Here is a 24993-nt window from a genome sequence, read left to right as displayed (position 1 = left end):
GGGGGCCAGGGCCTAAGCTCCGACGATCCAGTCTCCTGCCGTCGCCCTCCGACGCGGCCTGCAGCGCACGGATCACCTCGAACGGGCCCGCGGCCGATCGCTGCGCACTCGTTGGTCTGTCCTCGTGCTGGGGGTCACCTCGTACCTCCCGCTGCTGCTCACCGCGCCCGGGCAGGTCGGCGCGGACACGAAGCAGTACCTCTACCTCGACCCCGGCCGCCTCCTGTCGCGCGCCGCCTCCATGTGGGACCCCAACATCGGGGCGGGCACCGTCACGCACCAGACGATCGGCTACCTCTTCCCGATGGGCCCGTGGTACTGGGCCTTCGACCACCTCGGCGCGCCGGACTGGGTGGCCCAACGCCTCTGGCTCGGGACGCTGCTGTTCGGGGCGGGCACCGGTGTGCTGTTCCTGCTCCGCACGCTCGAGGTGCGGCGCACGGGGGCGCTCGTCGCCGCGCTCGCCTACATGCTCACGCCCTACACGCTCGACTTCGCGGCGCGCCTTTCGGTGCTCCTGCTGCCCTGGGCCGGGCTGCCATGGATGATCGCCCTCGCGGTCCGTGCCCTGCGTCGCGGTGGCTGGCGCGATCCCGCGCTGTTCGCGCTGGTCGTCGTGACGGTCGGCGGGGTCAACGCGACGGCCCTCCTCTACGCGGGCCTCGGGCCGGTGCTGTGGTTCCCGTTCGCGGTCTGGGTACTGCACGAGGCGACGGCGCGGCGCGCGCTCGCGACCGTCGCGCGCATCGGCGTCCTGACCGCCGTGACGTCGTTGTGGTGGATCGCGGGGCTCTCGATCCAGGCGGGCTACGGGCTCGACGTCCTTCGCTACACCGAGACGGTCAGAGCGGTCGCGCTCACCTCGCTCGCGTCGGAGGTCGTCCGCGGCCTCGGTTACTGGTTCTTCTACGGCGGCGACAAGCTCGGGCCCTGGACCGAGTCGTCGGTCCCCTACATGCGGAGCATCGCGTTGCTCCTGACGAGCTTCGCGGTTCCGACCGCCGCCTTCGCCTGCGCCGCGATCACCAGGTGGCGCTACCGCGCGTACTTCATCGGCCTCTTCGTGGTCGGCGTCACCATCGCGGTCGGCGCCTATCCGTACGACCATCCGTCGCCACTCGGCCGCGTCCTCAAGGGGGCGGCGACCGGATCGACCGTCGGGCTGGCCATGCGCAGCACCGGGCGCGCCGTGCCGCTCGTCGCGTTGGGCCTCGCCGTCCTCCTCGGCGCCGGCGCCGCCGCGCTCGAACGGCGCCGCCCGCGGCTCGGGATCGCGGCCGCGCTCGTCATCGTCGCGCTGGTCGTGGGGACCATGGCCCCGTTGTGGACGGGCAAGGTCGTGGCCCGCAACCTTCGCCGCCCCGACGTGCCGTCGTACTGGCGCGACGCGGCGGCGTGGCTCGACCATCGCGGCGACGCCACCCGGGTGCTCGAGCTCCCGGGGAGCGACTTCGCCGCCTACCGCTGGGGCAACACGGTCGATCCCATCACGCCCGGGCTCATGGACCGTCCGTACCTGGCGCGCGAGCTGATCCCGTACGGCTCGCCGCCCTCGGCCGACCTGCTGAACGCGCTCGACCGTCGCCTGCAGGAAGGCGTGCTCGAGCCCGGGGCGATCGCGCCCGTCGCCCGGCTGCTCGGGGTGGGCGACGTCGTGCTGCGCAACGACCTCCAGTTCGAGCGCTACAACCTGGCCCGGCCGCGGCCCACCCTGCAGCTGCTCACCCCGCCGCCACCGGGGCTCGACGCCCCCGTCGGCTTCGGGCCCGCCCGGCGCAACGTGCCCGAGCGCTTCCCGATGCTCGACGAGATCGCGCTGGGCCTGCCGGCCGGCGCACCCGACCCCAAACCCGTCACCGTGTACCCAGTGCGCGATCCCATGCCGATCGTGCGCGCCGAGGGCGCGGCACGACCGGTGCTCTTCGCAGGCGACGGCGAGGGCGTCGTCGAAGCCGCGGCGGCGGGCCTCCTGCGCGACGACGCGCCGCTCCTCTACTCCGCCGCGTTGGCGCGCGACCCCAAGACGCGTGCCACCGCGCTCGCCGCCGGAGCCGACCTCGTCATCACCGACTCCAATCGTCGGCGCGCCCGTCGGTGGAGCACCGTGCGCGAGAACACCGGCTACACCGAGCAGAGCGGGGAGAAGGCGCTCGTGCGCGACCTCGGTGACGCCCGCCTGCCGGTCTTTCCGGGCGCGACCGACGACGCCTACACGGTCGCCCAGCAGCGGGGCGTGCGCGCCGTACGTGCGTCGCGCTACGGAAACCCGGTCACCTACACCCCCGAGGACCGGCCGGTGATGGCTCTCGACGGCGATCCGGCGACGGCCTGGCGGGTCGACGCGTTCGACGACCCACGCGGCGAGCGCCTGCTGGTCGAGCTCCGTCGACCGGTCACCACCGACCACATCACGCTCCTGCAACCGGTGACCGGTCCGCGCAACCGCTGGATCACGCGGACCACGCTGCGCTTCGATCGGGGCAAGCCGCTGAGGGTCGACCTAACCGACGCATCGCGCCGAGCGCCCGGGCAACGCATCGACTTCGGCCGGCGTGTCGTCCGCACGCTCGAGATCGACGTGGACGCCACGAACGCGGGCACGCGCGACAGCTACATCGGGTTGAGCGCGGTCGGTTTCGCCGAGGTCGGCATCGGCGAGGTGCACGTCGACGAGGTGGTCCGCCTGCCGACCGACCTGTTGACCGCGGCGGGATCCCATTCGCGTGAGCATCGCCTCACGATCCTGCTCGCACGGGCGCGGAGCGCGCAGCTCCCACCGCGGTCCGACGAGGAGCTGGCGCTCGCGCGCACGTTCACGCTGCCCACGCCGCGCACCTTCTCGCTCGGCGGCACCGCGCGTGTCTCGGCCAACGCGGACGACGCGACGGTCGACCGCGCGCTTGGCGTCGGTGGCGCGCGCGCCTCGTCTTCCGGGCGCCTGCCGGGCGACCTCCGCGCGCGACCGACGCTCGCGATCGACGGCGACCCGGCCACGTTCTGGAGCTCGGGCCTGGGCCAGACGGACGGCACGTGGCTGGCCTACGACCTGCCCGCGCCGGTCACCGTCGACCACCTCGACCTGGCCGTCGTGGCCGACGGCCGTCACTCGGTGCCGACGCGCGTGCGGGTGGAGGCCGGAGGTCAGGCACGCGAGGTCGAGGTGCCGCACATCACCGACAGCCACACGGAGAACGCAGTGGCGCACGCGCGGGTGAGCTTCCCCGCCGTCACCGGGAACCAGCTGCGCGTGACCGTGCTGCAGTCCCGCAAGGTCATGACGCTCGACTGGTACTCCGCCTCGCCGGTGGCGCTGCCGATCGGGGTCGCCGAGCTCGGCGCGGTCGGCGTGCGCGCCACTCCACCGCCCGACACCGTCCCCGACGCGTGCCACACCGACCTGCTCACCGTGGACGGCCGTCCCGTGGGCGTCCGCCTCACCGGGACCCGCGACCAGGCGGAGGGCAGGCGCGGGCTGGCAGTGGAGGCGTGCGGTCCCGACACCGCGGGATGGACGCTCGGCGCCGGCCGCCATGTGCTGCGCACGCGCGCCGGGCGCGACACCGGCATCGACCTCGACCGGCTCGTGCTCGACTCCGCCGGCTCGGGCCCCCGACCCGTCTCGAGGCAGGCCGGGACTGCGCCGCCCGCGCCGCGCGTGCAGGTGGTCCACGCGGGCCGCACGTCGTACGACCTCCGTGTGCGCGATGCCACGCAGCCCTTCTGGCTCGTGCTCGGCCAGAGTCACAACGCGGGCTGGACCGCAACGGGCGGCGGTCGCTCGTTGGGAGGGGCGCAGCTGGTCAACGGCTACGCCAACGGGTGGTACGTCGAACCCAAGGCCGCGGGCGCGGCCATCGACATCCGGCTGACGTGGACACCACAGCGTCGGGTGTGGTGGGCCCTGGCCGTGTCGGCGGCCGGAGTTTTGATCTGCATTGCGCTCGCGCTCGTCGACCCGCGACGCGGCGCGGCCCGTGTGGTTCGGGTTCCGTCCGCCGGGCCCGAGCTGGCCTCGCCGCTCACTTCGACGCCGCTCACCTCCTCAGCGCGCGACCGACCGACGACGCGCGCCCGGGTCGGCGCGACCGTGGCGGCCGGCGTCGGCGCGGCGCTCGTCGCCGGTGTCCCGACGGGCCTGGTCGTGGCCGCGGCCGTGCTCGCCGCGCTCACCCGACCGTCCGCGCGGCGCGTGCTCACCGCGGGCAGCGTGGCTGCGATCGCGCTCGCCGCCCTGTACACGGCCGTTCAGCAGCTCCGCTACCACTACCTCGCCCAGTTCGAGTGGCCCACCCGCTTCCACGCGGCCCACACGCTCGCATGGTGGGCGGTGCTGTTGCTGGCGGCGGACGCCCTCGTCGAGCTCGTCAGGCGCCCGCGCCCCGATCCATGACCGCGCCCACCGCGCCCGCCGCGCCCGCCGCGAGGCCTGCGAACGCGCGCATCGTCGCCATCGACGTGGTGCGCGGGCTCGCCATCCTGTGGGTGATCCTCTACCACCTCTGGACCGACGAGCACTCCTTCGAGGTGGGCACGATCTCGTCGCGGTTCCATGCGGTGCCCGATGCGATCGCCGACCTCGACCCCGTGGCGACCGCGCAGGCCCTCTTCCACGCCGTGTTGCGGGTCGGCTACCTCGGCGTGCCGCTCTTCATGATCCTGAGCGGCCTGTCGCTCACGCTCTCCGCGCTGCGCCGCGACTTCGAGCTGCGGTCGTCGCCCGGGTTCCTGCGTCGACGCCTCCGCCGCGTGCTGGTGCCCTACTGGTTCGGCTGGGCCTACACGCTCGCGTGCTTCGCCCTCATCGCGCTCTGGCAGGTGACGCAGTTCGGCGACTTCGGCTTCTGGCACTACTGGTGGGAGGGCAGCTTCACGATCCCTCACCGCGCCGGCGAGTTCGTGTCCAATCCCCTGGCGGACGGCAACATCTGGGCAGGGCTGCTGCTCGTGCCGCGCATCCTCCGTGACCAGTGGCAGTTCGCACCGGAGGGCTCGCTGTGGTTCGTGCTCCTGATCGTCCAGTACTACCTGCTGTTCCCGTTCCTCCTCGTCGCTCTGCGACGTGTCGGCGCTGCGATCTTTCTCACCGCCACGCTCCTCGTCAGCCTCGTCTCGCTGAACCTCGTGCTCGCGATCGACGGCAACCTCGCCCGTCTCCATCGTGTGCTCGACATGGGGTCGCCGTTTCGGCTCTTCGAGTTCGGGCTCGGGATGACGGCCGGCTACCTGCTGGTGTCGCGCCCGGCGCTCGTGCGGCGCGGCGCGCGGGGCGTCGTTGCGCTCCCGATCGCGGCCGCCGGCGGCGCGCTCGTCGTCATCGGGAGCACCATGCGCATCGACACACCCGCGTTGTCGGGCACGATCGCGCAGCCGATGGTTGCGCTCGGGCTGGCTTTGCTGTTCCTCCCCCTGGCGTTCAAGCGGCCGGGTCGGCTCGAGCGCGTCGGCCCCGGGCGCGCCGTCGCGTGGGTGGGAGTGATCTCCTACGCGGTGCTCATCGCCAACGAGCCGCTGCGCGCCGTGACGCTCCGGCTGCGCTTCCAGCAGAGCAGCGTCGAGGGCGTCTGGGTCTGGCTGCTGTACCTGCCGCTGACCTTCGCGATCGCCTGGCCCGTGGCCCGGCTGCTGGGCCTGGTGGAGCGCTCAGCTGCGCCGGAGGCGCAGCTCGGGTCGGTGCGTGCGCCACACCATCACGGCGGCGATGACGACGACGGCCACGTTGCACGCCAGGTCGGCGCGCGCCGTGTCGAGGGGATCGCCGTTGGCCGCGGAGAGGAGCACGGCGTTGACGACGACCGTGACGGCGAGCACGATCACCACCCGGCGGCGCCCGAACCCGAGTAGGTAGTGGGTGAGGAGCACGGCGACCGCGAGCGCGGTCATGCCGATCGCGAGGGTGAAGAAGGCGTTGGAGGCCCCCACCAGCTTGGGCCCGAAGACCACGCGCAACAGCGTCTCCGGCGCGACGAGCGCGACCAGGCACAACCCGCCCGCCGGCACCGCAAGCAGCCCGAGGGCCACACCGAGCTGACGCAGCGCGTGCTCGCCCCTGTAGGAGCGCGTGGCGGCCTCGGGGAGCAGATAGCCGCACAGCACCAGGGCCGCGAAGATGAGCGCCTTGCAGGACACCGAGATGGCGCCGTACTCCCCGCGGTTCGCCGGTGCCTCGCGGCCGACGATGACGGCGTCGAGGTTCTGCAGCAGCGCCAGCAGCGCCAGCGCGGCGAGCGCGGACAGCACGTCGACCGCCAGCTGGCGGCGACCCACGATCGGCATGACGGGGGCGACCGGCGCCGCCGCGACGACGATCTCTTCCTCCTCCACTGATGCGGGCGCGAACGCCGCCGGACGCCGCTGCCGCTCCGCCAGCGCCCGGCGGGCGACCAGGTCGCCGATCACGAGCGCGCCCAGCAGCCCTACCGACGCGGCCTCCACCCCGACGCCGACCGCGACGAGCCCGAGGGTGAGCACGGTGCGGGCGACGGCCTCCGACACGACGCTGGCGGCGAGTGAGCGGTAGGCCAGCCGCGCCTGGAGCAGGCCACGGTCGACCGAGAGCATCGCCCAGCCCGCCCCGGCGACGAGCACCTCGCTGACGCCCGACGGGCCGGGCAGGTTCAACAGGTCGGCCAGCCACCAGCGCGACACGACGGCCAGGACCACGAACCCCGCGAACGCGACATAGCCCGCGCGGCGCACCCGCCTGACCCACGGATCGACGAGGTGACCGCGGCCGACGCTCTCCCAAGCCGTGACCCGACGCACCACCGCGACGAGCAGCGCCGAACCGGGGATGGCGAGCACGAGGAACATGCCGACGAGGTTGACGACGACCCCGTAGTCGCGCTCGCCGAGGGGCCTGGCGATCAGGACCGTGGCGAGCAGGCTCGAGACGTTGGCCACCAGGCCGGCGATGGCGAGGATGCCTGCGTTGCGGATCTCCGAGCGCGCCCCGGGGGCGGGGGTCATGCTCCGAGTCTGACCAGCCGCCGTCACCCGCGCCGGGATCGCCGGCGCATGGCGTCCGCGGCCAGCACCTCGAGCGTGCCGTGCGCGGTCGCCGCCCATGTGAAGCGGGCCGCGTGCGCGAGCGCGCCCTTGCTGAGCCGCTGGCGGAAGACGTCGTCGCCGATCAGCGCGTCGATGTGCTCGACCAGCTGGCGGGGGTCGTCGGCGAGCAGGCCGGTGTGCTCGTCGTCGACCGCGTCCAGGTGACCGGCGATGCGCGTGACGGCCGCGGGCGTGCCGCACGCCGCCGCCTCGGTGATCGTCATGCCCCACCCCTCGCGTGCCGACGCGCTCACGAGCAACCACGCCCGGCGGTAAAGGTCGATCAGCGCGTCGTCGTCGACGTGGCCGGCGAAGCGCACCCACGACTTGGCGTCCATCGACGCGACGAGCTCGTCGAGCGCGGGCTTCTCGTAGCCCTCCCCGACGATCACCAGCTCGAGCGCCGGGTGGCGGTCGCGCACCTCGCCGACCGCCTTGATCAAGAGGTCGTAGCGCTTCACAGGGACCAGGCGGCCCACCGCGACCACCAACGGAGTAGCCGAGCGCTCTCCGCCCGGGGAGAATCGCGGGTCGATGCCCGGAGGCACCACCGACACCAGGTCGGGGCGGAAGCCCTCGTGGACGAGCTCGTCGCGCGACGAGTACGACAGGGTGACGATCCGGGTCCGCCGGTAGAGCGGCGGGGCGACGCGATACTCGAGGATCTCGCCCATGCGCGCCAGGTTGGGCGGCAGCGTCATCTTCCACATCTCGCCGTGCAGATGGTGGAGGAAGACGATGCGCGGGCCGATCGCCCACAGGGGCGAGAGGAACGGCATGCCGTTCCAGATCTCCACCAGGCCGTCCCGGGGGCCGTACTTGTTGCGCAGCTCGCTCACGGCCGCCCGGGGGAACACCATGTAGCGCCCGGCCTTGCGGATGACGTGGTAGCCGTCGCGCGTGCCGACCGGTGGGTGGCCCTGCGCGTAGGACGACCGCATCGTGACCTCGATGCCCGCCTCCGCCCAGAGCTTGGCGACGGTCGACGCATGCACCTCCGACCCTCCCGCCTCGGGGTCGTAGAGATCGCGCCACGCCAGCATGTGGACCCGACGGAGCCCGGCCCGCGCGGCCATCTCGGCGAGGGCGGCGCGTGACGCGTCGGCGGACGCCGGGGCGGTGTCGGGCCCCACACCGCTGAACGTCAGATCGGCCGTATCACCCGACTGCGTGCCCTCCAACTGCGTCTCACCCGACTGGGCGCTGTCCGACTGCGTGTGGTCCGGCTCCATGTCACCCGACTTCGTGTCCCCCGACGCCGCGCATCGTCTGACCGCGTGTCCGCCCTGCTGGTCAGGCCAGTGTAGGAGTGCGACCCCGAGGCGGCCAGCGTGCCCGTCGCTCCGCTGCGGTGCTCCTCACTTGCGCACCCAGAGCTGGTACAGCCCTCCGTAGGTGCGGTGCAACTTGAACAGGCGGTGCAAGACCTGGTTGGGCCGGTCCGAGCCCACCTTGCGTGAGTCGTTGGGCTCGTCCCACCGGTCCCACACCGAGCTGAGGACGATCACGTCGGACGACGCGACGTCGTCGGCCAGGCGCGAGCCCTCGCGGTTGGCGACGCCCGGGTCCATCTCGATGTAGTACGTCCCCGGTCGCAGCTCCGGGAAGAAGTAGTAGATGAACGCCTCGCTGTAGGGCGTCTTGCGCAGGTCGCTCGGGCCGACGAGCAGACGCTCGCCCGGCTTGGTCAACCGGGTGATGTCTGGGAACAGCTTTCGGAGCGCCGCCTGCACGTCGCGCCGTCCGTAGTAGAAGGTCCGGCCGTTGTAGTGCACCTGGAACGAGAGCCGGCGGGCCCCGAACGTCTGGTACGTGTAGTCGAGGTAGCTGCGTCCGAAGAAGTGCGGGATCAGCAGCACGAGGAGCACCACGATGGCGAGGCCGGCCGTCAGCTGACGGGCGCGCAGCCCGAGCCACCGGCGACGGCCGAGCAGCTCGTAGACCGCGACGGGGAGGAACCCCAGCGACACGCAACTCGCCCATGCGAAATGGGCGGAGTCGGTGCGCTGCACGCCCTGCGGGACCAGGCCGATGCAGAACACGCCGACGACGAGCAGCGCGCGGGCTCGGAACGACGCGGGCTCCCGCCGCACCAGGTGCAGGCCCAGGAAGAGCAGCAGGGCGGCGACCGCGATCAGCAGGAAGAACCACACGGTGAGCTCGGTCGCGGTGGGCATGTCGGGCAGCGGCCAGCTCGACTGGAAGAGGTCGCCGCTGCGCTGGAGGAACCCGTCGAGGTGGTACGGGTTGGGCGGGATGGGGAGGCGACGACCCCCCCGCAGGTAGATCACGGGGTCGAGCACCATGCCTCGGAAGGCGGCGCCGAAGCCCGCCGTGGCGAAGTGGACGACGTACGGCGCCAGGCCCACCGCGGTGCCGACGAGCAGCGGCCGCCGCAGTCGCGCCTCGCGCGCGCCCCACACCGCCACGACGAGCGCGCCGGTCAGCGCCAGCACGAGGTCGGGTCGGTAGAGCAGCGCGATGCCCGCCAGCAGGCCGGACACGACCGCCCGCCGGCGCGCCTTCGCCGGGTCGTGCGGCAGCAGCCGGCGCGCCTCGAGCCCGAACCACAGCGCCCACACGCCGAGGCCCACGGCTCCCACCCACGCCAGCGCGACCAGGCCGAGGGGCGGGACGATGATGATCAGGGCGATGAACCCGGCGAAGGTCGCCAGCGTGCGTCCCCAGTGGCGCGCCAGCATGAACACACCGGATACCACGCCCATCATCTGCAGCAGCCCGACGGCGCGCTCTGTCGCCAGCGCGTCCCCGAAGACCTTGAAGAAGCCCGCGAGCACCCAGACGCTGCCGGGACCGTAGAGATGCAGGAAGTCGACGTTGGGAAGCTCGCCCCGCAGCACCCGCTGCGGGAACGTGAGCATGAAGCCCTCTTCCATGGGCGGCCCCTGCGAGCGCAGCAGGCCGCGCAGCGGGAGGAGGAACAGCGCGAGGAGGACGAGGAGCCCCACGATCGTCCCCCGGTGGCCGCGCATGGCGCGGGCGACGACGCCGAGGCGGCGGCGGGGCGGTGCCTTCGCGGGCGGGACGGTCGCCGGCGGACCGGCGTCGGCGATCGACCTCAACCGGCTCCAACCACGCGGCGTGGACCTCGCCGGCCCTTCAGGCGCAGCGCGGGACGCTCGACCACGGCGTAGCTCACGGCCGCGGCTGCGATCGTCAAGCCGAGCACGGTGCCGAGCATCGGCCAGAAGTCACCCGAGAAGGGGGCGATGCCGCGCCAATCGAGGAACTTCCCGATCCAGTTCTCGTGCCAGAGGTAGATGCCGTAGGACACCAGGCCCAGGGCCTGCACCACGCGATTCCGCAGCAGGCGCCGGATCGCCCCCTGGTCCTGCGGACCGAAGATGCCCGGGAGGAGGAAGAAGAACGCGGTGAGCCCGTAGAGCAGGTGCACGCCGACGTCCTGCGCGGTGGTGAAGCCGGACGCGCCGCGGTGGATGCCGAGGCGGGTGGACGAGGCCCAGAAGGCGATGGCGGCGAGCACCCAGCATGCAGCCGGCGCGTACGCGCGGTCGAGGCCGAGGGGGGCGGCGAGCCGTCGCCGCGAGATCCACACGCGGGCCACCGCCAGCCCCATCCCCATGGCGAACAGGTCGAGCCACGCCGGAAGCCACATCAGCAGCTGGCCGACGCGTGTTTCATCGCTGACCGACGTCTTGACGACGAGCCGGTACACCACGCTCATCGCGAACAGGATCGCCAGCGCGCCCAGCTCGATCCGGACGCGCCGCTCCGGCGCGGCGCGGGTCGTCGCCCGCCACAGCAGCCACCCCCACGCGGGGAGGAAGAGGTAGAACGCCACCTCCGTGGCGAGCGTCCACGCCTGCAGGAGCGGAGCGAAGATCGTGCCCAGGTTGTAGCTGTGCGCGAGCGAGTAGTAGAGCACGAAGCTCTTCACGTCCTTGATCCGGGTGCCACCCGGCCAGGTGTGGAACACGTACACCACGGCGGTCGTGGCCACCCAGTACGCGGGATAGATGCGCAGGAAGCGGCGCCGGAAGAACGCGAGCGTCGCGGGCGCGCGACCGCCGGCGATGTGCGCATCGACGAATGGCCGGTAGAGCAGGAACCCCGAGATGAGGAAGAAGACCGCGACGCCGACGTCGAGGCGGGCCAGGTAAGGACCGAGGTCGCGGTTGCGTTGCGTGGCGCCGGAGCTGCCCGCGACGTGGAGCAGCAGCACCGAGAGCGCGGCGGCCGCGCGGAACCCGTCGAAGCACGGGAAGCGGCCGGCGTCGGGCTTCGGCTCCGCGGCGCTCTCGAGCCCGCCGACCGCCACCTCGGTCATGTGGCCCGTGACCGCAAGGGGGCCCGAACGAGGGCCAGGAGCACCGTGATCCCCGTCGCCGCGAAGACGAGGAGCGCGGGCTCGGCGGCGATGCGGAAGCGCTCGTTCCCGTAGGTCAACGCCGTCGTCAACGACACCAGGACGAAGGTGCTCGCCAGCGGCCACACGCGTTGCCTGCGCCGGACGAGGACGGCCGTGCCTACTGCCGCGAAGGGCAGGAGTGCCCAGTACATCCGCATCCCGAAAGTCTGCCATCGGGCCTTTCGCCACTCCGTGAACGTCTCGAACCTCACCTGGAAGTGCGTGTCGTACAAGCCGAAGGTACGCAACCAGCGCACGGCCATGACGCCCGGCACCTCGCCCGCGTGGTGACGGGCGTAGCGCAGGCCCTCGGCGCGGTGCGCGTCGGCTGAGACGGCCTCGTTGCCGGCGGCCAGCTCGGACTGGAGGAAGCCGTCGAAGCAATCCGGCGAGTACTGCCACAGGCCCTTGAACGGGCCCGAATACATCGGCGGGCAGTTGGCCCCGTCGAGGGCCGACCCCAGGTTGGTGGAGACGGGCACCACCTCGTCGAAGCGCGCGTAGTTGCGGTACGTCCACGGCAGCACGACCACCAGGGTGGCACCCACGGCGATGGCGCCGAGGGCGATCCGCCGGCGTCGGCCGACCTCACGTACCAGGACGGCAAGCGGAACGACGAGCAGGACAACGAGGAAGATGGCCTCGGCCCGCGTCAGGACGGCGGCGCCCACGGCAAGACCCAGAGCGCCGAAGCGGGCGTTCGACGGCTTGTCGATGGCACGGTACGCGAGGAGCAGCACTGCGGAGACGAGGAAGGCGTAGAGCGTCTCGGGCATGAGCACGGCATCGCTCTGGAAGAGCATGGGGTACACCGCGGCCAACCCCGCCGCGACCAGGCCCACTCCTGCGTTCGCGACCCGGCGCCCGAGCAGACCGATCAGCACGACGGTGGCCGTGCCGACGAAGCACATGGCGATGCGCTGCGCAGCCACGGTGTCGCCTCCGGCGCGCGACACGACGCTCAGCACCGCGGGGAAGAGCGGTGGATACTCGGCCGTCGGACGAACCGCGGGTGGCTTCGCGAGCAGCAGGTCGTAGGGGCGGATGTAGCCGCGCCCATCCGCCAGATTGTTCGCCAGCAGGTGGTACGCCCCTGCATCGCTCGGAGGCAGTGTACGGACGTCGGGCGCGGCGTAGAGGGTGTACGCGATCCGCACGGCCAAGGCGGCCATCGCGATGAGCACGAGGCCACTCCCGAAGGTGCGAAAGCGCTGGGGCATCCCGCAATCCTCTCGCGGCGTGCGCCGAGCCGGCGATCATGACGGAGCGGGGATCCCCTACGCTCTCGCGCCACATGCATGCGACATCACGGCCCCGGCTGCGCGACCGCGTGGCCCTGGCGTACAGCCGCGGCGCCGACGTGACTGCGCTCACCCGCCGCCAGCGGCGCTGGCTGGTGGCGATCCTGCTCGTCGCCTTCGGGCTTCGCCTGTCGTGGGTCATCTACGCGGCCCGTCCCGCCCGCGGCTTCCACGATCCGCTCTTCTACTCGGTCTACGGCCGTTCCATCGGCGATGGCGACGGCTACCGACTGGTGAACGGCCCGCAGCAGGGCCAGCCCACCGCCTACTACCCCGTCGGCTACTCCGCGGCCCTCGGGTTCATCTTCACGATCATGAAGCTGTTCCCCTTCGGCGAGAACGAGCCGGTGGCCATCGCCGCCTTCAACCTCCTCTTGGGGATGGGGACGGTGCTCCTCGTGTTCGAGGCGGGGCGGCGGCTCTTCGACAACCGCATCGGGATCGTCGCGGCGGGCCTGATCGCGGTCTATCCCAACCTGATCTTCCACACTGCCGTGGCCCTCACCGAGACACTCTTCAACTTCATCATGATGGGTGCCCTGGTCGTCATGGTGTGGCGGCCATGGACCGGGCGGCTCGGACGCTGGCAGCTGGTGCTCTTCGGCGCGCTGCTCGGCGCGTCGGCGCTCGTCCGTCCCATCTCGTTCCTCGTCCTGCCCGGGTTGCTGGTCGTCTGGCTGCTCGCGGGTCTCGGGTGGCGTCGCGCGGTGGAGTACCTCGCGGTGATCGGGATCACGGCTGCGGTGGTGATCGCACCCTGGACCATCCGCAACATCATCGTGATGAAGTCACCGGTGCTGATCTCCACCAACCTGGGCGACAACCTCTGCATCGGGCGTCACCCCGGCGCGACGGGTGCCTTCGACGTCAACATCAACCCCAACGACATCTCCAGGAAGGACTACTGCTTCCACGACCTCGGCGACACGACGCGGCCGGCCTACGAGATCCGGCGCAACAGCCTCACGATGAGGCGCGCCCTCGAGTACATGCGCAAGCACCCGCTCGACGAGTTCCGCCTCGGGTTCTGGAAGGCCTACTACACGGTGCAGAACGACTACGACGGGCTCGACGCGTCCGAGTCGTACGGCACGAGCAAGTTCATCCGGCCGCGCATCCGGGCGGTGTTCGAGACCGCGGCGAACTTCTGGTTCTGGTCCACATCGGCGCTCGGGCTGCTGGGCCTCCGCTTCTTCACGTCGCGCCGGCACCCGCGTCGCCAGTTCTTCCTCTTGGCCATGGTGGGGCTCATCCTCCCGATATTCATCTTCTTCGGCGACGTGCGCTTCCATCTGCCGGTGGTGCCGCTGCTGTTGGTCGCGGCCGCCGCCACGATCGTCACCATCTGCACGAACGTGGGCGAGCCGGACGACGACGACGGCGCCGGCGACCGCGACGAGGCGACGCCGGCGGCCGTGCCCGCGCCTTCCGGCTGATGGCGGGTCGGCCCCCATCACGGGCGGCGTCCGCGGTCAAGCTCGCCCAACGTGCGGCCCGCAAGCTGGGCGTCTCCGTCATGCGCGAATCGGAGAGCAACTACCTGACCCCCCACCTGCGGCGGCTCTTCGCGGTGCTCGCTATCGACTGCGTTCTCGATGTCGGCGCGAACACCGGTCAGTTCGTCGAACGGCTCCGACGCGACGTCGGTTACGTCGGCCACGTCGCCTCGTTCGAGCCCGCCTCCGCCGCGTATGCGCAGCTCGCCCGGCGCTACGCGGCGGACGCGCGATGGCGCGGCTTCCAATGCGCGCTGGGCCGCGCGCCCGGCACCGCCGAGCTCAACCTGTTCACGCCCGACAGCTCGCTGAACTCCCTGCTCGGTCCCAGCTCCTTCGGGATCGACCGCTTCGCCGCCCTGCGCCTCGAGCCCCGCAAGGAGCGCGTGGAGGTGCGCCGCCTCGACGACGTCTTCGATGCCGCGGTCCGGCCACTTTCCGACCCGGTCACGTTCCTCAAGCTCGACACCCAGGGCTCCGACCTCGACGTGCTGCACGGCGCAAGTGGCGTGCTCGAGCGCGTCGCGGCCCTCGTCACCGAGCTCCCGGTGGTGCCCATCTACGAGGGGATGCCCGCGCTCGTCGACGCCCTCGGGCGCCTGCAAGACCTGGGGTTCGAGATCACGGGCATGTTCCCGGTCACCCGCGATCGGGACGGCCTGGGCGCGGTCGAGTTCGACTGCGTGCTCAGAGCCCGCTCGACGCGCGAGCGAGGGTAGGGTCATCGACCGGCCCCACCCTCAGACGCTCCCCGTCGACGTCATCATCCCGACGCGGAACCGTGCCGGGCTGACCGGCGACGCGTTGGCGTCGGTGCGGGCCCAGACGTACGGCGACTGGCACGCTTACCTCGTCGACGACGCGAGCGACGACGGCAGCGTGGAGGCGCTGCGGACGCTCGCCGCGGGCGACCCGCGCGTCACCCTCGTCGAGCGATCCGAGCGCGCGGGCCCACAGGCGGCTCGCCAGACCGGCCTCGACGCCGCGCGCGGCCCGCTCGTCGCCATCCTCGACAGCGACGACCTGTGGGAGCCGGCGAAGCTCGAGCGCGAGGTGGCGGTGTTCACGGAGGCGGCGTCGGCGGGCCGCCCCCTCGATGCGGTGCTGGCCGCGTACCGCTGGGTGGACGAGCGCGGGGCGACGCGCGTCGTCACGCCGCCCGCGCAGGCGCCGAGCCGCATCTGGGTCACGAACAACCTCTCGACCTTGCTCGTGAGCCGAGCGACGCTCGACGAGGTGGGCGGGTTCCTGCCGCGTGGCCAGCGGCCGGTGTCGACCTGCGAGCACACGGAGCTGTGCCTGCGAATGGGGACGCGTTGGCGCCTGCGCGTGGTGCCGGAGCCCCTCGTCATCTGCCGCGAGCACACAGGTACGCGCGCCAGCGACGTCTTCGGCAACCGGCTCGCGGCGGAGGAGCTCGCGTTCGTGCTCGACCGGCACCGAGCGACCCTGCGCCCCTTCCCCGACGTGGCGACGGGTCTGCAGGCTCAGCTGGCCGCACGCTGGCTGGAGGCCGGTGAGCGCGCGAAGGGCCTGAGCTCCCTCGCGCGCGCCGTCACGGGTGCGGGCCCCCGCTCCGGGCTTCGCGTGCTCAGGCGATACGGCCCGTTCACGGCGCGTGCGCTCCTCACCCGCAGGTGACGCCGGCGACGAGACGTCCCCGGTCAGCTGGTGCGCTCGAACACCCGCAGGTGTGCGGACGCGCCGACGGGATAGGTGCCCTCGCGCGGCACCACGACCTGCTGCACGAGCCTGGGATCGCGGGCGACCGTCTGGATGAGCACCCGGCCGTCTCGGTTCACGAGCTTGAAGTAGCGCGTCAGATCCGTCTCTCGGATGAAGTTCGGTGTAGCCACCACGACGTGGCCACCGACGGGCACCGCGTTGACGAGCTCGGCCACGTTGCGACGGACGTCGGCGTGCTCGAGCCGGGTGACGACGTCGCGCCAGTCGATGACGCCGGGATCACTCCTCGGGCCCATGCTCGTCGCGTACCTCATGCCGGGCGGCAGGTAGTGATACAGCGTCGTGAGCTGCCCCGGCTCCATGCTCATGACGAGATCACCGGGCCGCAGCCGTGGCGCGATCGAGCGGGCCGCTCCCTTCAGGTTCGACAGCCCGGCCATCCCGTACTTGGGCTCGGAGAAGAGTCCGTCAGGCCGTGCGCTGATGAAGGCAAGGGCGATGAGCACGACGAGTCCCCACCGTCCGGCTCGCGACAGCGCGACCCCCGCCACCAGGACGATCGACCCGATGACCGCGACGAAGTACCGGGGCGACCACCCCGGGTTGAGGTGCGCGCCGATCCAGGCCGTGACGAGGAAGGTGGCCATGATCAGCGCGGCGATGCCGTACGCCACGCTCGGGCGGGAACGACGCCGCCGCACCATCTCGGCCACGCCGAGCCCGCCGACGGGTGCCAGGATCAGGAAGGACGTCCACCCTCCCAGGAGCAGCACGGGGCGGACGAACAGCTCCTTCGCCGTCGGGAGCGACGCCCACGGCGCGCCCGTGTGCGCTCGCTGGTACAGCAGGTTGGGAACCCACGGCAGGAAGCCCGCGCCTGCGGCGCCGAACGCGAGCAGCGCGTCGAACAGGACCCGACGGCGGTCGGGAGCTCGGACGAGACACGGGACGAGTGCGACCGCCGTGGCGGCGACGAAGAACACCGCCCACGTATGGGTGTAGAGCATGGCGCAGAGCGCCACCGAGAACAGCGGCAGGTAGCCGCGGCGCCGGAAGACGAAGGCGTGCAGGAAGGCGCCCGTCGCCAGAATCGAGAGCAGCGCCAACAAGGAGTACATCCGGGTCTCGTTCGAGTACCTGATGATCAACCCGTTGGTGGACGCGAGTACCGCGCAGTACCAGCCGGCCCGGCGCCCGAAGAGGCTCGAGCCCATCCAGAAGGCGGCGGGAACGCACGCGAGCGCGAAGATCATCGCGAGGGAACCGGTGGCCTGCTCACCCGTGCCGAAGACGCGCATCCAGAAGTGCAGCAGGACGTAGAACAGCGGGGGCGTGCCGTCCTGACGGAGCACCGTGGGTATCTGGGTCACCGGGTGTGACGAGATCCCGACCGTCATCGACTCGTCCACCCAGTACCACGCGCCGAGCAGCTGGCCGCCGAGGAAGCCGAGCAACGCCATCAGCGCGGAGAGCCCGAGGATCGTCGTCCACGGCCGACCGAGGGTGCGTCGGCGCGCGGGGACGAGCCCAGGCGTCTCGACCCGCTGCTGCTCGGCTGTTTGCACGGAACCCCTCACGTCGGTCGGCGCCCCGCGAGAACGCCCGGCTGCCCTCTCTGATGGTACCGAGGGAACGGAGCGCCTTCACCCCCGCCCGTCGAACGGTTCATGGGCGGCTCGGCGGCAGCACGCGGAGGAGGTGCTTCACGGTTGCCGGGGCGGGCCGGCGGCGCAGGGCGCGCGCGTAGGCGCGCCGCGCCTGGCGCCGGTCGCCGGCCGCCTCGGCCAGGAGGCCAACCCGCTTCCACCGCAGCGCGGCGGCGCGCGGGTGGTGATCGAAGTAGTCGGCCTCCCGCTCGAGGTACCGGAGGTTGTCCGCGACGCGGCTGGCCGCGTCGGTGCGGTGCCGGGCGCCCGGGTGCCGGCGGAACAGGTAGCCGACGCGGGGCACGGTCGTGAACCGGTGGGCCTTCGCGGTGCGTAGCCACCAGTCGACGTCCTCCATGTTGTCGAGTCGCTCGTCGAATGCGAGCGCGAGCTCACGGGGCAGCGTGACCGCGCCGAGCGACGGTGTGAGGCCGTCGAGGATGGTGTCGGAGACGTCACCCTCGAGCCGGCGTCCGCGCTCCGTGCCGAGCTCGTCCAGGAATTGGACCCAGCACACGGCCACCGGCGCCCGCGCCACGCCCTGGAGGCCCAGCGCCAGCCGGTCGGGGGTGTAGAGGTCGTCGTCGTCGAGGAAGGTGAGGAACGCGCCGCGCGCCTCGAGCAGCCCCGTGTTGCGCGCCGCTGCCGGGCCGCCGTTCCGCGAGCGGCGCACGAGCCGTATGCGCGGGTCCACTGACTCGGGCAGCGAGACCGGCTCTGGGCTGCCGTCGTCCACCACGACGCACTCCCAGTCCTCCACCGTCTGGGCCACCACCGACGCGAGCGCCTCGGTCAGGAAGCCGGCGCGGTCGTAGGTGGGCACGACGATGCTCACGAGTGGCGTGTCGCGCTCCGGGCTCACCGGGCGAGGCGGTCGGCGCGCAGCACCCGCGTAGAGTAAGCCCCCATCGCAGCAACCGCGGTAGCCGAGCCCTCTTCCCGGATCGCGCGCGCGCGAGCGCGACCCCGACCGCTCGACCTCTGGGTCCTCGCCGCGCTAGTGACGGCAGCCGGCCTCGTGCGATGGAAGGGCGTGCGCGTGTGGTTGTGGATCGACGAGGGGTTGTCGGTCGGCGTGGCGTCCAAGCCGCTCGGCAAGCTGCACCAGGTGCTGCTCGGCGACGGCGCGCCTCCCCTCTACTACCTGCTGCTCAAGGGATGGATGGCGGCCTTCGGGCGGAGCGAGGTGGCACTGCACACCCTCTCGCTCGTGTTCGGGCTGGCCATGATCCCGACTGCGCTGTGGGCCGGGTGGAGCCTCTTCGGGCGGAAGGCGGGCTGGATCTGCGCGGTGTTGACCGCGGCGAACCCCCTGCTGAGCGCGTTCAGCTTCGAGGCCCGTTCGTACACGCTGGTGGCGCTGCTGGCCCTGCTGATGGTGGCGACGTTCCTCCATGCGTTCGCGTTCGGCCGTCGGCGCATGCTCCCTGCGTTCGTCGCCAGCACGACCCTGCTGCTGTACACGCACAACTGGGGCCTGTACCTCGTTGCGGGAGCGGCGCTGGCCCTCGTGCCGATCGCGTTGCTGCGAGTCGATCGTCGTCGGCTCGTGGTCGATGCCGCGCTGGCGTTCGGTGCGGTCGGCGCCCTCTTCCTTCCCTGGTTGCCGACCCTTCTCGACCAGACGCGCCACACGGGTGCGCCCTGGTCGCCCGTGCCCGGTGTCAACGACCTCATCGACGCGGCGGGTGCGGTCATGGGCACGGTGACCGCGGCGGGCGTCGTCGGGCTGGTCGCGTTGTTCGGCTTCATTCGATCGCCGCGGCTCCGTTGGCGCCAGACCGCCGCGGTCGTCGCCGGCGCGGTGCTCGTCGTGGCGCCCTTGCTGCTGGGATGGCTCGTCTCGCAGTTCGAGCCGAACTGGGCGACGCGCTACCTGGTGGCCGTGACCGGCGCGGCCCTCCTCGTCGCCGCCGTCGGGCTGGCCCGTGCAGGGTGGGCGGGTATCGCGATGACCGCGATCATCGTCATCGCGTGGGTGGGCCCGGTCAGCGCGTTCCAGCACGGACCGCGTCCCCGGCTCGACATCCGAGCCAACGTGAAGGAGATCGCGGCGCGGCTGAGGCCCCAGCTGCGTGCAGGCGACCTCGTGGTCTCCGCGCATCCCGAGCAGGTGCCGGTGGTGCACTACTACCTCCGCGGTCACTTCCGGTTCGCCACGCCGATGGGCCCGGTGCCCGACGACGACGTGTTCGACTGGCGAGATGTCGTCGAACGACTCCGGCGCAGCACACCGGCGCACGACCTGGTGCCCCTCGTCGACCGCCTCCCGGTCGGCGCGCGGGTCGCCCTGCTCCAACCGGTGGAGACGATCGCCACGCACAATCCCGAGTACGTCGAGCTGTTCCAGGCGCGGTCGCAGCAGTGGGAGCGGGCCCTGCGCCGCGACCCGCGGCTGCGCGTGGTGGGCCACGCCAGGTCGCGCGACCGCGCCAAGCGCATCCGTGACCCGTCGCTGTCCGCGCTCGTGTTCGAGAAGGTCAACGCGTGACGGGCCGCGGCCACGGCGTCAACCCAGCCAGGCCTCGAACATGAGGACCGCCCAGAGGCGGTAGTCCCAGTTGCGTCGGCCGCTGAGGTGCTCGTCCCAGGCGGCGCGCACCGGCGCCGGCTCGATGAAGCCCTCGCGGCGCAGCCGTCGCTCGTCGAGCAGGCCTTCGGCCCACTCGCGCAGCGGCCCGCGCAGCCACTCGCCGAGCGGCGGGTCGAACCCCATCTTCGGGCGGCTGACGAGGGCCCGGGGGACGTAGCGGTCGAGCACCCGGCGCAGCACCCACTTGCCCTCGCGGCCCCGGATACGCATGTCGAGCGGGAGCCGCCACGCGAGCTCGACCACCCGGTGGTCGAGCAGCGGTACCCGCGCTTCGAGGCTCGCACCCATGCTCGCCCGGTCGACCTTGGTGAGCATGTCGTCGGGGAGAGAGACCGCGGTGTCGAGGAAGACCATCAGCTCGGTCGCGTCGAGACCGGGCGGCCAGTGCGCGGCATCGGTGAGGAGGGTGCGCGGCTCCTTGGCCCCGACGACGAGCCCCGCCGGCTCGGGCCACTGGCTGATGAACACGCGATAGCGCTCGAGGGCGCTCGTAGCGCCCAACAGACCGCCGAGCTTCTGCAGCTTGTCGCCCGCGTTGCGGACCGTCGCGCGCGCCGGCAGGCGCCCGGCGCCGCGATCCCACCACGACGGGGGCACGCGCAACAGCGCGCTGCCCACCGCCGACCGCACCGGGCGGGGCACCCGCTCGAGCGGGTGCCAGAGCCGGCGCCCCATCACGTGGCGGTTGTATCCCGCGAACACCTCGTCGCCTCCGTCGCCGGAGAGCGCCACCGTCACGTCGCGCCGGGCCACCTGCGACACCAGCAGGGTGGGCAGCTGCGAGGGATCGGCGAAGGGCTCGTCGTAGAGCTCGGGCAGGCGCGGCACGAGCGCGAGCGCGTCGCTCGGCGTGAGCTCGACGCTCGTGTGGTCGGTGCCGAGGTGCCGGGCCACGGCGCGCGCCTCGCGCGACTCGTCGAAGCCGGCCGCGGGCATGGCGATCGTGAAAGTGCGCACGGGTCGGTCGCTCTGCGCCTGCATGAGGGCGACGACGGTCGACGAGTCGACACCGCCCGACAGGAATGCGCCGAGCGGCACGTCGGCCTGCATGCGGCTCGCCACCGCGTCGCGGAGCAGGCCGTCCACCTCCTCGCACGCGTCCTCGGCCGAGCCCTCGAACGGGTGCGAGACGGCCTCGTCGACCGCGTTGGCGAGCGACCAGTAGCGCCGGGGCGCGGGCAGCGTTGGGCCGAGATCGGGCCCCAGGGTGAGAACGGTGCCCGGCGGCAGCTTGTGCACGCCGCGGTAGATCGTGTGCGGCGATGGGACATAGGAGAGCCGCAGGTAGACGGCGAGCGCGTCGCGGTCGACGTCCGGAGCGAAGCCGGGGTGGGCGCGGAGCGCCTTGAGCTCGGAGCCGAAGACCACGCGCCGCCCGACCCGGCCGTAGTACAGCGGCTTCTCCCCGAGCCGGTCGCGCACGAGGTGCAACGAGCGCGCCTCGCGGTCCCAGAGCGCGAAGGCGAACATGCCGTTGCAACGGGCGAGCGCGCCGTCGAGGCCCCAGACGCACACGGCGGCCAGCAGCACCTCGGTGTCGGAGTGACTGCGGAACTCGTAACCGGCCCCCTCCAGGTCGGCTCGGAGGGCGCGGTGGTTGTAGACCTCACCGTTGTAGGCGACGGTGAAGCGGCCGCAGGCTGACACCATGGGCTGATGTCCGAGCGGCGACAGGTCGACGATGGCGAGGCGCCTCGACGCCAGCGCCACACCCGCGCCGGGGTCGGCCCACGCGCCTCGGTCGTCGGGCCCGCGCCGGTGCAGGGTGTCCGCCATGTCGAGCGCGACCGCCTCGAGGTCGGCGGCCGAGGTCCCGCGGGACACGTCGAGCAGGCCGGCGATGCCACACATTGCCGGGTGATCCTCCCATGAGCGGCCCGGAGGGCGCCCCCGGCCCCGGAGGCCGCCGCGGAGGAGCCGGCGGCCGGGTCCGGGTGCTCTGGCTCATCAAGGGCCTCGGCCCCGGGGGTGCCGAGCGGCTGCTTCTCTCCGCCGCCCGGGCCCACGACCACACGCGGTTCGCGATCTCGGTCGCCTACCTCCTCCCCTGGAAGGACGCGCTGACCGACGACCTGCGCGCCGCGGGCGTCACCGTGCACTGCCTCGACGTGCGCCGGCCCTGCGACGTCGGATGGCCCGCTCGCCTGCGCCGGCTCCTGATCACGCCCGGCTACGACATTCTCCACCTCCACTCGCCGATGGTCGCGGGAGTGGCTCGACTCGTCGTGCGCACGCTGCCGAAGGCGCAGCGACCGCGCGTCGTCACGACGGAGCACAACGAATGGTGGAGCTACGTCTTCCCGACGCGTGTCGTCAACGCCGTCACCTTCTCGCTCGACGACGCCCACCTCGCGGTCTCCGACGACGTCCGGCGATCCGTCCCGCGCCGGCTGCGCGCCGGGGTGCGAACGGTCGTGCACGGCACCGCGGTCGACGCCGCCCGGGCGGTCCGCGCCCAGCGGGAAGCGGTGCGCGGCGAGCTGGGCTTCGGGCCCGACGACGTGGTGGTGGGCACCATCGCCAACTTCCGCGCCCAGAAGGGCTACCCCGACCTGCTGGCCGCGGTCCGCATCGTGGCCGACCGCGTGCCGCAGCTGCGCGTCGTGGCGGTCGGCCAGGGGCCGCTCGAGGCCGAGATCCGGGCGCGTCACGCGGAGCTCGGCCTCGGAGACCGGTTCCGCTTCCTCGGCTACCGGGACGACGCGCTGCGCGTGCTCGCGGCCTGCGACATCTTCACCCTCGCGTCCCTCTACGAGGGCTATCCGGTGGCGCTGATGGAGGCGCTGGCGGTGGGGCTGCCCGTGGTGGCCGTGCGCCAGGGGGTCGAGGGCCTCGTCGTGCCGCCGTCACGACCCGACCTGCTGGCCGCCGCGCTCGAAGCGCTGGCGACCGACCCCGAGCTGCGCGGGCGCATGGCCGAGGCGGCCCTGCGGCGCGGCCTCCAGTACGACATCGTCGACGCCGTGCGCCACATCGAGGCGACCTACGACCGGCTCACCGGCTGACTCCCCGCGCACGGAACCACTCGACCGTGCGTGCCAGTCCCTCCTCGAACGACACCGACGGGCGGTGCCCGAGCTCGGCTGCGGCGGCGCCGATGTCCGCCTGCGTGTGACGCACGTCGCCGGCGCGGGGTGCGGCGAACGACGGCGGCACGCCGACGCCGATGATGCGCTCGAGGATGGCGAGGAGGTCGAGCAGCGAGTACGCCGCCCCGCCCGCCACGTTGTACGCGCGCCCCGCGCAGCGCCGTGCGGGCGCCTCTGCCGCGCGCAGGTTGGCGGCGACCGCGTCGGCGACGAACGTGAAGTCCCGGCTCTGCAGGCCGTCGCCGTGCACCTCCGGCGGCACGCCGCGCAAGAGCGCGTCGACGAACAGCGGGATCACCGCCGCGTAACGGCTGTCGGGGCGCTGCCTGGGCCCGTAGACGTTGAAGTACCGCAACGCGACCGTCTCCAGCCCGAACAGCTCCCAGAACACGCGGCAGTAGTGCTCTCCCGCGAGCTTCGAGACCGCGTACGGCGAGCGGGGCAGCAGCGGCGCCGTCTCGGGTGTCGGGAGCTGCTCGGCGCCGCCGTACACCGAGGACGACGACGCGTAGACGACGCGCCGGGCTCCGGCGTCGCGCGCCGCGACCAGGACGGTGAGGGTGCCCCCGACGTTGGCCCGGTCGGTCTCGAGGGGCTGCTCGACCGACCGCAGCACGGCTCGATGGGCAGCCAGGTGAAAGACGATCTCGCACCCCGCCACCGCCCGGGCGACAGCATCGGGGTCGGACACCTCGCCCTCGACGACCGTGGCGGCGCCGGCGATGTTCTCCGCGAAGCCCGTGGAGAGGTCGTCGAGCACGACGACGTCACCGCCGGCGTCGACGAGCGCGCCGACGAGGTTCGAGCCGATGAACCCGGCGCCGCCGGTTACCAGTGCCCGCATGAGTGACGGCGATACTGCGTCCCTCGGACGCGCCGGCGCCAGCCCGCGACTCGCCGCCCGGCACGATGAGCGATACTGCGCGCATGAAGCGCACGCCGTTCGAGGGCACGCCGTTGAAGGGAATCGCCGCGGTGACCGTGCTCATCGCTCTGGCGCTCGCCGCGTGCGGGAACGACTCCAAGGCCGCCGTGAAGCGCGGCACCATGCAGGCCGTGTACGCCGACATCAACCGCTTGCCGGAGGCGAGCTTCAAGGTCACCTACGACGCCCAGGGCGCGGGGCTGAAGCGCGTGACCTCGTACTGGAAGGGTGGCAAGGCCCGCGTCGACACGATGGCCACCACCGGCAACACCCGCCACTACGCGTCCGGCAGCGGCTCGCTCATCGCGTGCAGGCAGAACGGATCGGCGTTCCAGTGCGAGGAGGACACGCCCCCCCAGGGCTTCTCGTTCCGCCAGAACCTGGGCCCCGACTACCAGCGCCAGCTCGGCATCGCCCACGAAGCCGGCGGGCACCCGACCGCGCGCAAGATCCTGGGCCAGGTGGTCGACTGCTGGTCGTACAACGCGACCGAGGCGGTGGTCGAGTCGCAGACGTGCGTCAACGAGGTCGGCGCGGTCCTCTACTACTCGGGCGGCACGAAGGACGACCCGTACCAGGAGATCGCGGTCGCCTATACCACCGACGTGAGCGACGCCGACGTCAACGCGCCGCCGGCCCCGCCGAGGAAGCCCGACTTCATCCCGGTCCCCACCACCACGACGGCTCCGCCCGCGACCACCGCGCCCCGCTGAGGCGACATTGACACCGGCGCGCCCGGTCAACAATGATGACGCAGGCGTCACTGACCGCTTTCGGATTTGTGACGTCGGGAGGGGGTTTACGAGGGCGCGACATGCTC

16 protein-coding genes are annotated in these 24993 nt (G+C 72.3%); 8 read left to right on the top strand and 8 right to left on the bottom strand.

The genetic code is table 11. From position 1 onward, the window contains the following. Positions 1 to 25 precede the first annotated feature (25 nt). Positions 26 to 4390: a DUF3367 domain-containing protein gene (locus E6G06_07475; protein ID TML91976.1), complete on the top strand. Its 4365-nt coding sequence runs from the start codon at positions 26 to 28 to the stop codon at positions 4388 to 4390. Then, positions 4318 to 5841 carry an acyltransferase gene (locus E6G06_07470; protein ID TML91975.1) on the top strand — a complete coding sequence of 508 codons (1524 nt, stop codon included), beginning with the start codon at positions 4318 to 4320 and terminating at the stop codon, positions 5839 to 5841. Before E6G06_07475 ends, E6G06_07470 begins: the two co-directional genes overlap by 73 nt. 1148 nt (positions 5842 to 6989) lie before the next feature. On the opposite strand, the gene E6G06_07465 is transcribed toward E6G06_07470, so the two are convergent. From E6G06_07465 to E6G06_07450, 4 genes are all read right to left on the bottom strand, one after another. Next, positions 6990 to 8279, bottom strand: coding sequence for a glycosyltransferase family 4 protein (locus E6G06_07465; protein TML91974.1), 1290 nt, complete (start codon positions 8277 to 8279; stop codon positions 6990 to 6992). 126 nt (positions 8280 to 8405) lie between these two features. Further along, a complete protein-coding gene (locus E6G06_07460) occupies positions 8406 to 10130 on the bottom strand; it encodes a hypothetical protein (protein TML91973.1) in 1725 nt (574 codons plus the stop codon). After that, a complete protein-coding gene (locus E6G06_07455) occupies positions 10127 to 11611 on the bottom strand; it encodes an acyltransferase (GenBank protein ID TML91972.1) in 1485 nt (494 codons plus the stop codon). Before E6G06_07455 ends, E6G06_07460 begins: the two co-directional genes overlap by 4 nt. Further along, complete coding sequence (locus E6G06_07450; protein ID TML91971.1) at positions 11353 to 12657, bottom strand: glycosyltransferase family 39 protein; 1305 nt, start codon at positions 12655 to 12657, stop codon at positions 11353 to 11355. The genes E6G06_07455 and E6G06_07450 overlap by 259 nt, the downstream gene beginning before the upstream one ends. Before the next feature lie 38 nt (positions 12658 to 12695). Between E6G06_07450 and E6G06_07445 the strand changes: the two genes are divergently transcribed. From E6G06_07445 to E6G06_07435, 3 genes are read left to right on the top strand one after another with little or no spacing between them, the layout of a single operon-like run. After that, positions 12696 to 14174 carry a hypothetical protein gene (locus E6G06_07445; GenBank protein TML91970.1) on the top strand — a complete coding sequence of 493 codons (1479 nt, stop codon included), beginning with the start codon at positions 12696 to 12698 and terminating at the stop codon, positions 14172 to 14174. Beyond that, on the top strand, positions 14174 to 14953 hold the full coding sequence (locus E6G06_07440) for an FkbM family methyltransferase (protein ID TML91969.1): 780 nt from the start codon (positions 14174 to 14176) through the stop codon (positions 14951 to 14953). The genes E6G06_07445 and E6G06_07440 overlap by 1 nt, the downstream gene beginning before the upstream one ends. Then, a complete protein-coding gene (locus tag E6G06_07435) occupies positions 14739 to 15875 on the top strand; it encodes a glycosyltransferase family 2 protein (protein ID TML91968.1) in 1137 nt (378 codons plus the stop codon). Before E6G06_07440 ends, E6G06_07435 begins: the two co-directional genes overlap by 215 nt. Positions 15876 to 15898: 23 nt before the next feature. On the opposite strand, the gene E6G06_07430 is transcribed toward E6G06_07435, so the two are convergent. Together E6G06_07430 and E6G06_07425 are read right to left on the bottom strand one after the other, a co-directional pair. Further along, complete coding sequence (locus E6G06_07430) at positions 15899 to 17485, bottom strand: hypothetical protein (GenBank protein TML91967.1); 1587 nt, start codon at positions 17483 to 17485, stop codon at positions 15899 to 15901. A 100-nt stretch (positions 17486 to 17585) separates the two neighbouring features. Continuing rightward, positions 17586 to 18428 carry a glycosyltransferase family 2 protein gene (locus tag E6G06_07425; protein ID TML91966.1) on the bottom strand — a complete coding sequence of 281 codons (843 nt, stop codon included), beginning with the start codon at positions 18426 to 18428 and terminating at the stop codon, positions 17586 to 17588. 177 nt (positions 18429 to 18605) lie between these two features. Between E6G06_07425 and E6G06_07420 the strand changes: the two genes are divergently transcribed. Beyond that, a complete protein-coding gene (locus E6G06_07420) occupies positions 18606 to 20057 on the top strand; it encodes a hypothetical protein (GenBank protein ID TML91965.1) in 1452 nt (483 codons plus the stop codon). A gap of 18 nt (positions 20058 to 20075) precedes the next feature. Here E6G06_07420 and asnB read toward each other — a convergent pair whose 3' ends face one another. Continuing rightward, positions 20076 to 22010, bottom strand: a complete 1935-nt coding sequence (gene asnB / locus E6G06_07415) for an asparagine synthase (glutamine-hydrolyzing) (protein ID TML91964.1) — start codon at positions 22008 to 22010, stop codon at positions 20076 to 20078. 17 nt (positions 22011 to 22027) lie between these two features. Between asnB and E6G06_07410 the strand changes: the two genes are divergently transcribed. Beyond that, positions 22028 to 23164 (top strand): glycosyltransferase, encoded by a 1137-nt coding sequence (locus E6G06_07410; protein TML91963.1) that lies wholly within the window; start codon positions 22028 to 22030, stop codon positions 23162 to 23164. On the opposite strand, the gene E6G06_07405 is transcribed toward E6G06_07410, so the two are convergent. Then, positions 23154 to 24092, bottom strand: coding sequence for an SDR family oxidoreductase (locus E6G06_07405; GenBank protein ID TML91962.1), 939 nt, complete (start codon positions 24090 to 24092; stop codon positions 23154 to 23156). The two genes, E6G06_07410 and E6G06_07405, sit on opposite strands and share 11 nt — an antisense overlap. Before the next feature lie 83 nt (positions 24093 to 24175). On the opposite strand from E6G06_07405, the gene E6G06_07400 reads away from it, so the two are divergent. Further along, entirely contained in the window at positions 24176 to 24886 is a 711-nt protein-coding gene (locus tag E6G06_07400) for a hypothetical protein (GenBank protein TML91961.1), read from the top strand. Positions 24887 to 24993 lie beyond the last annotated feature (107 nt).

The organism is Actinomycetota bacterium (genome assembly GCA_005888325.1).
In the GTDB taxonomy this organism is placed as follows: domain Bacteria; phylum Actinomycetota; class Acidimicrobiia; order Acidimicrobiales; family AC-14; genus AC-14.
The sequence above is the reverse complement of the archived record's forward strand: the minus strand, read 5'-3'. Positions and strand labels throughout refer to the sequence as shown.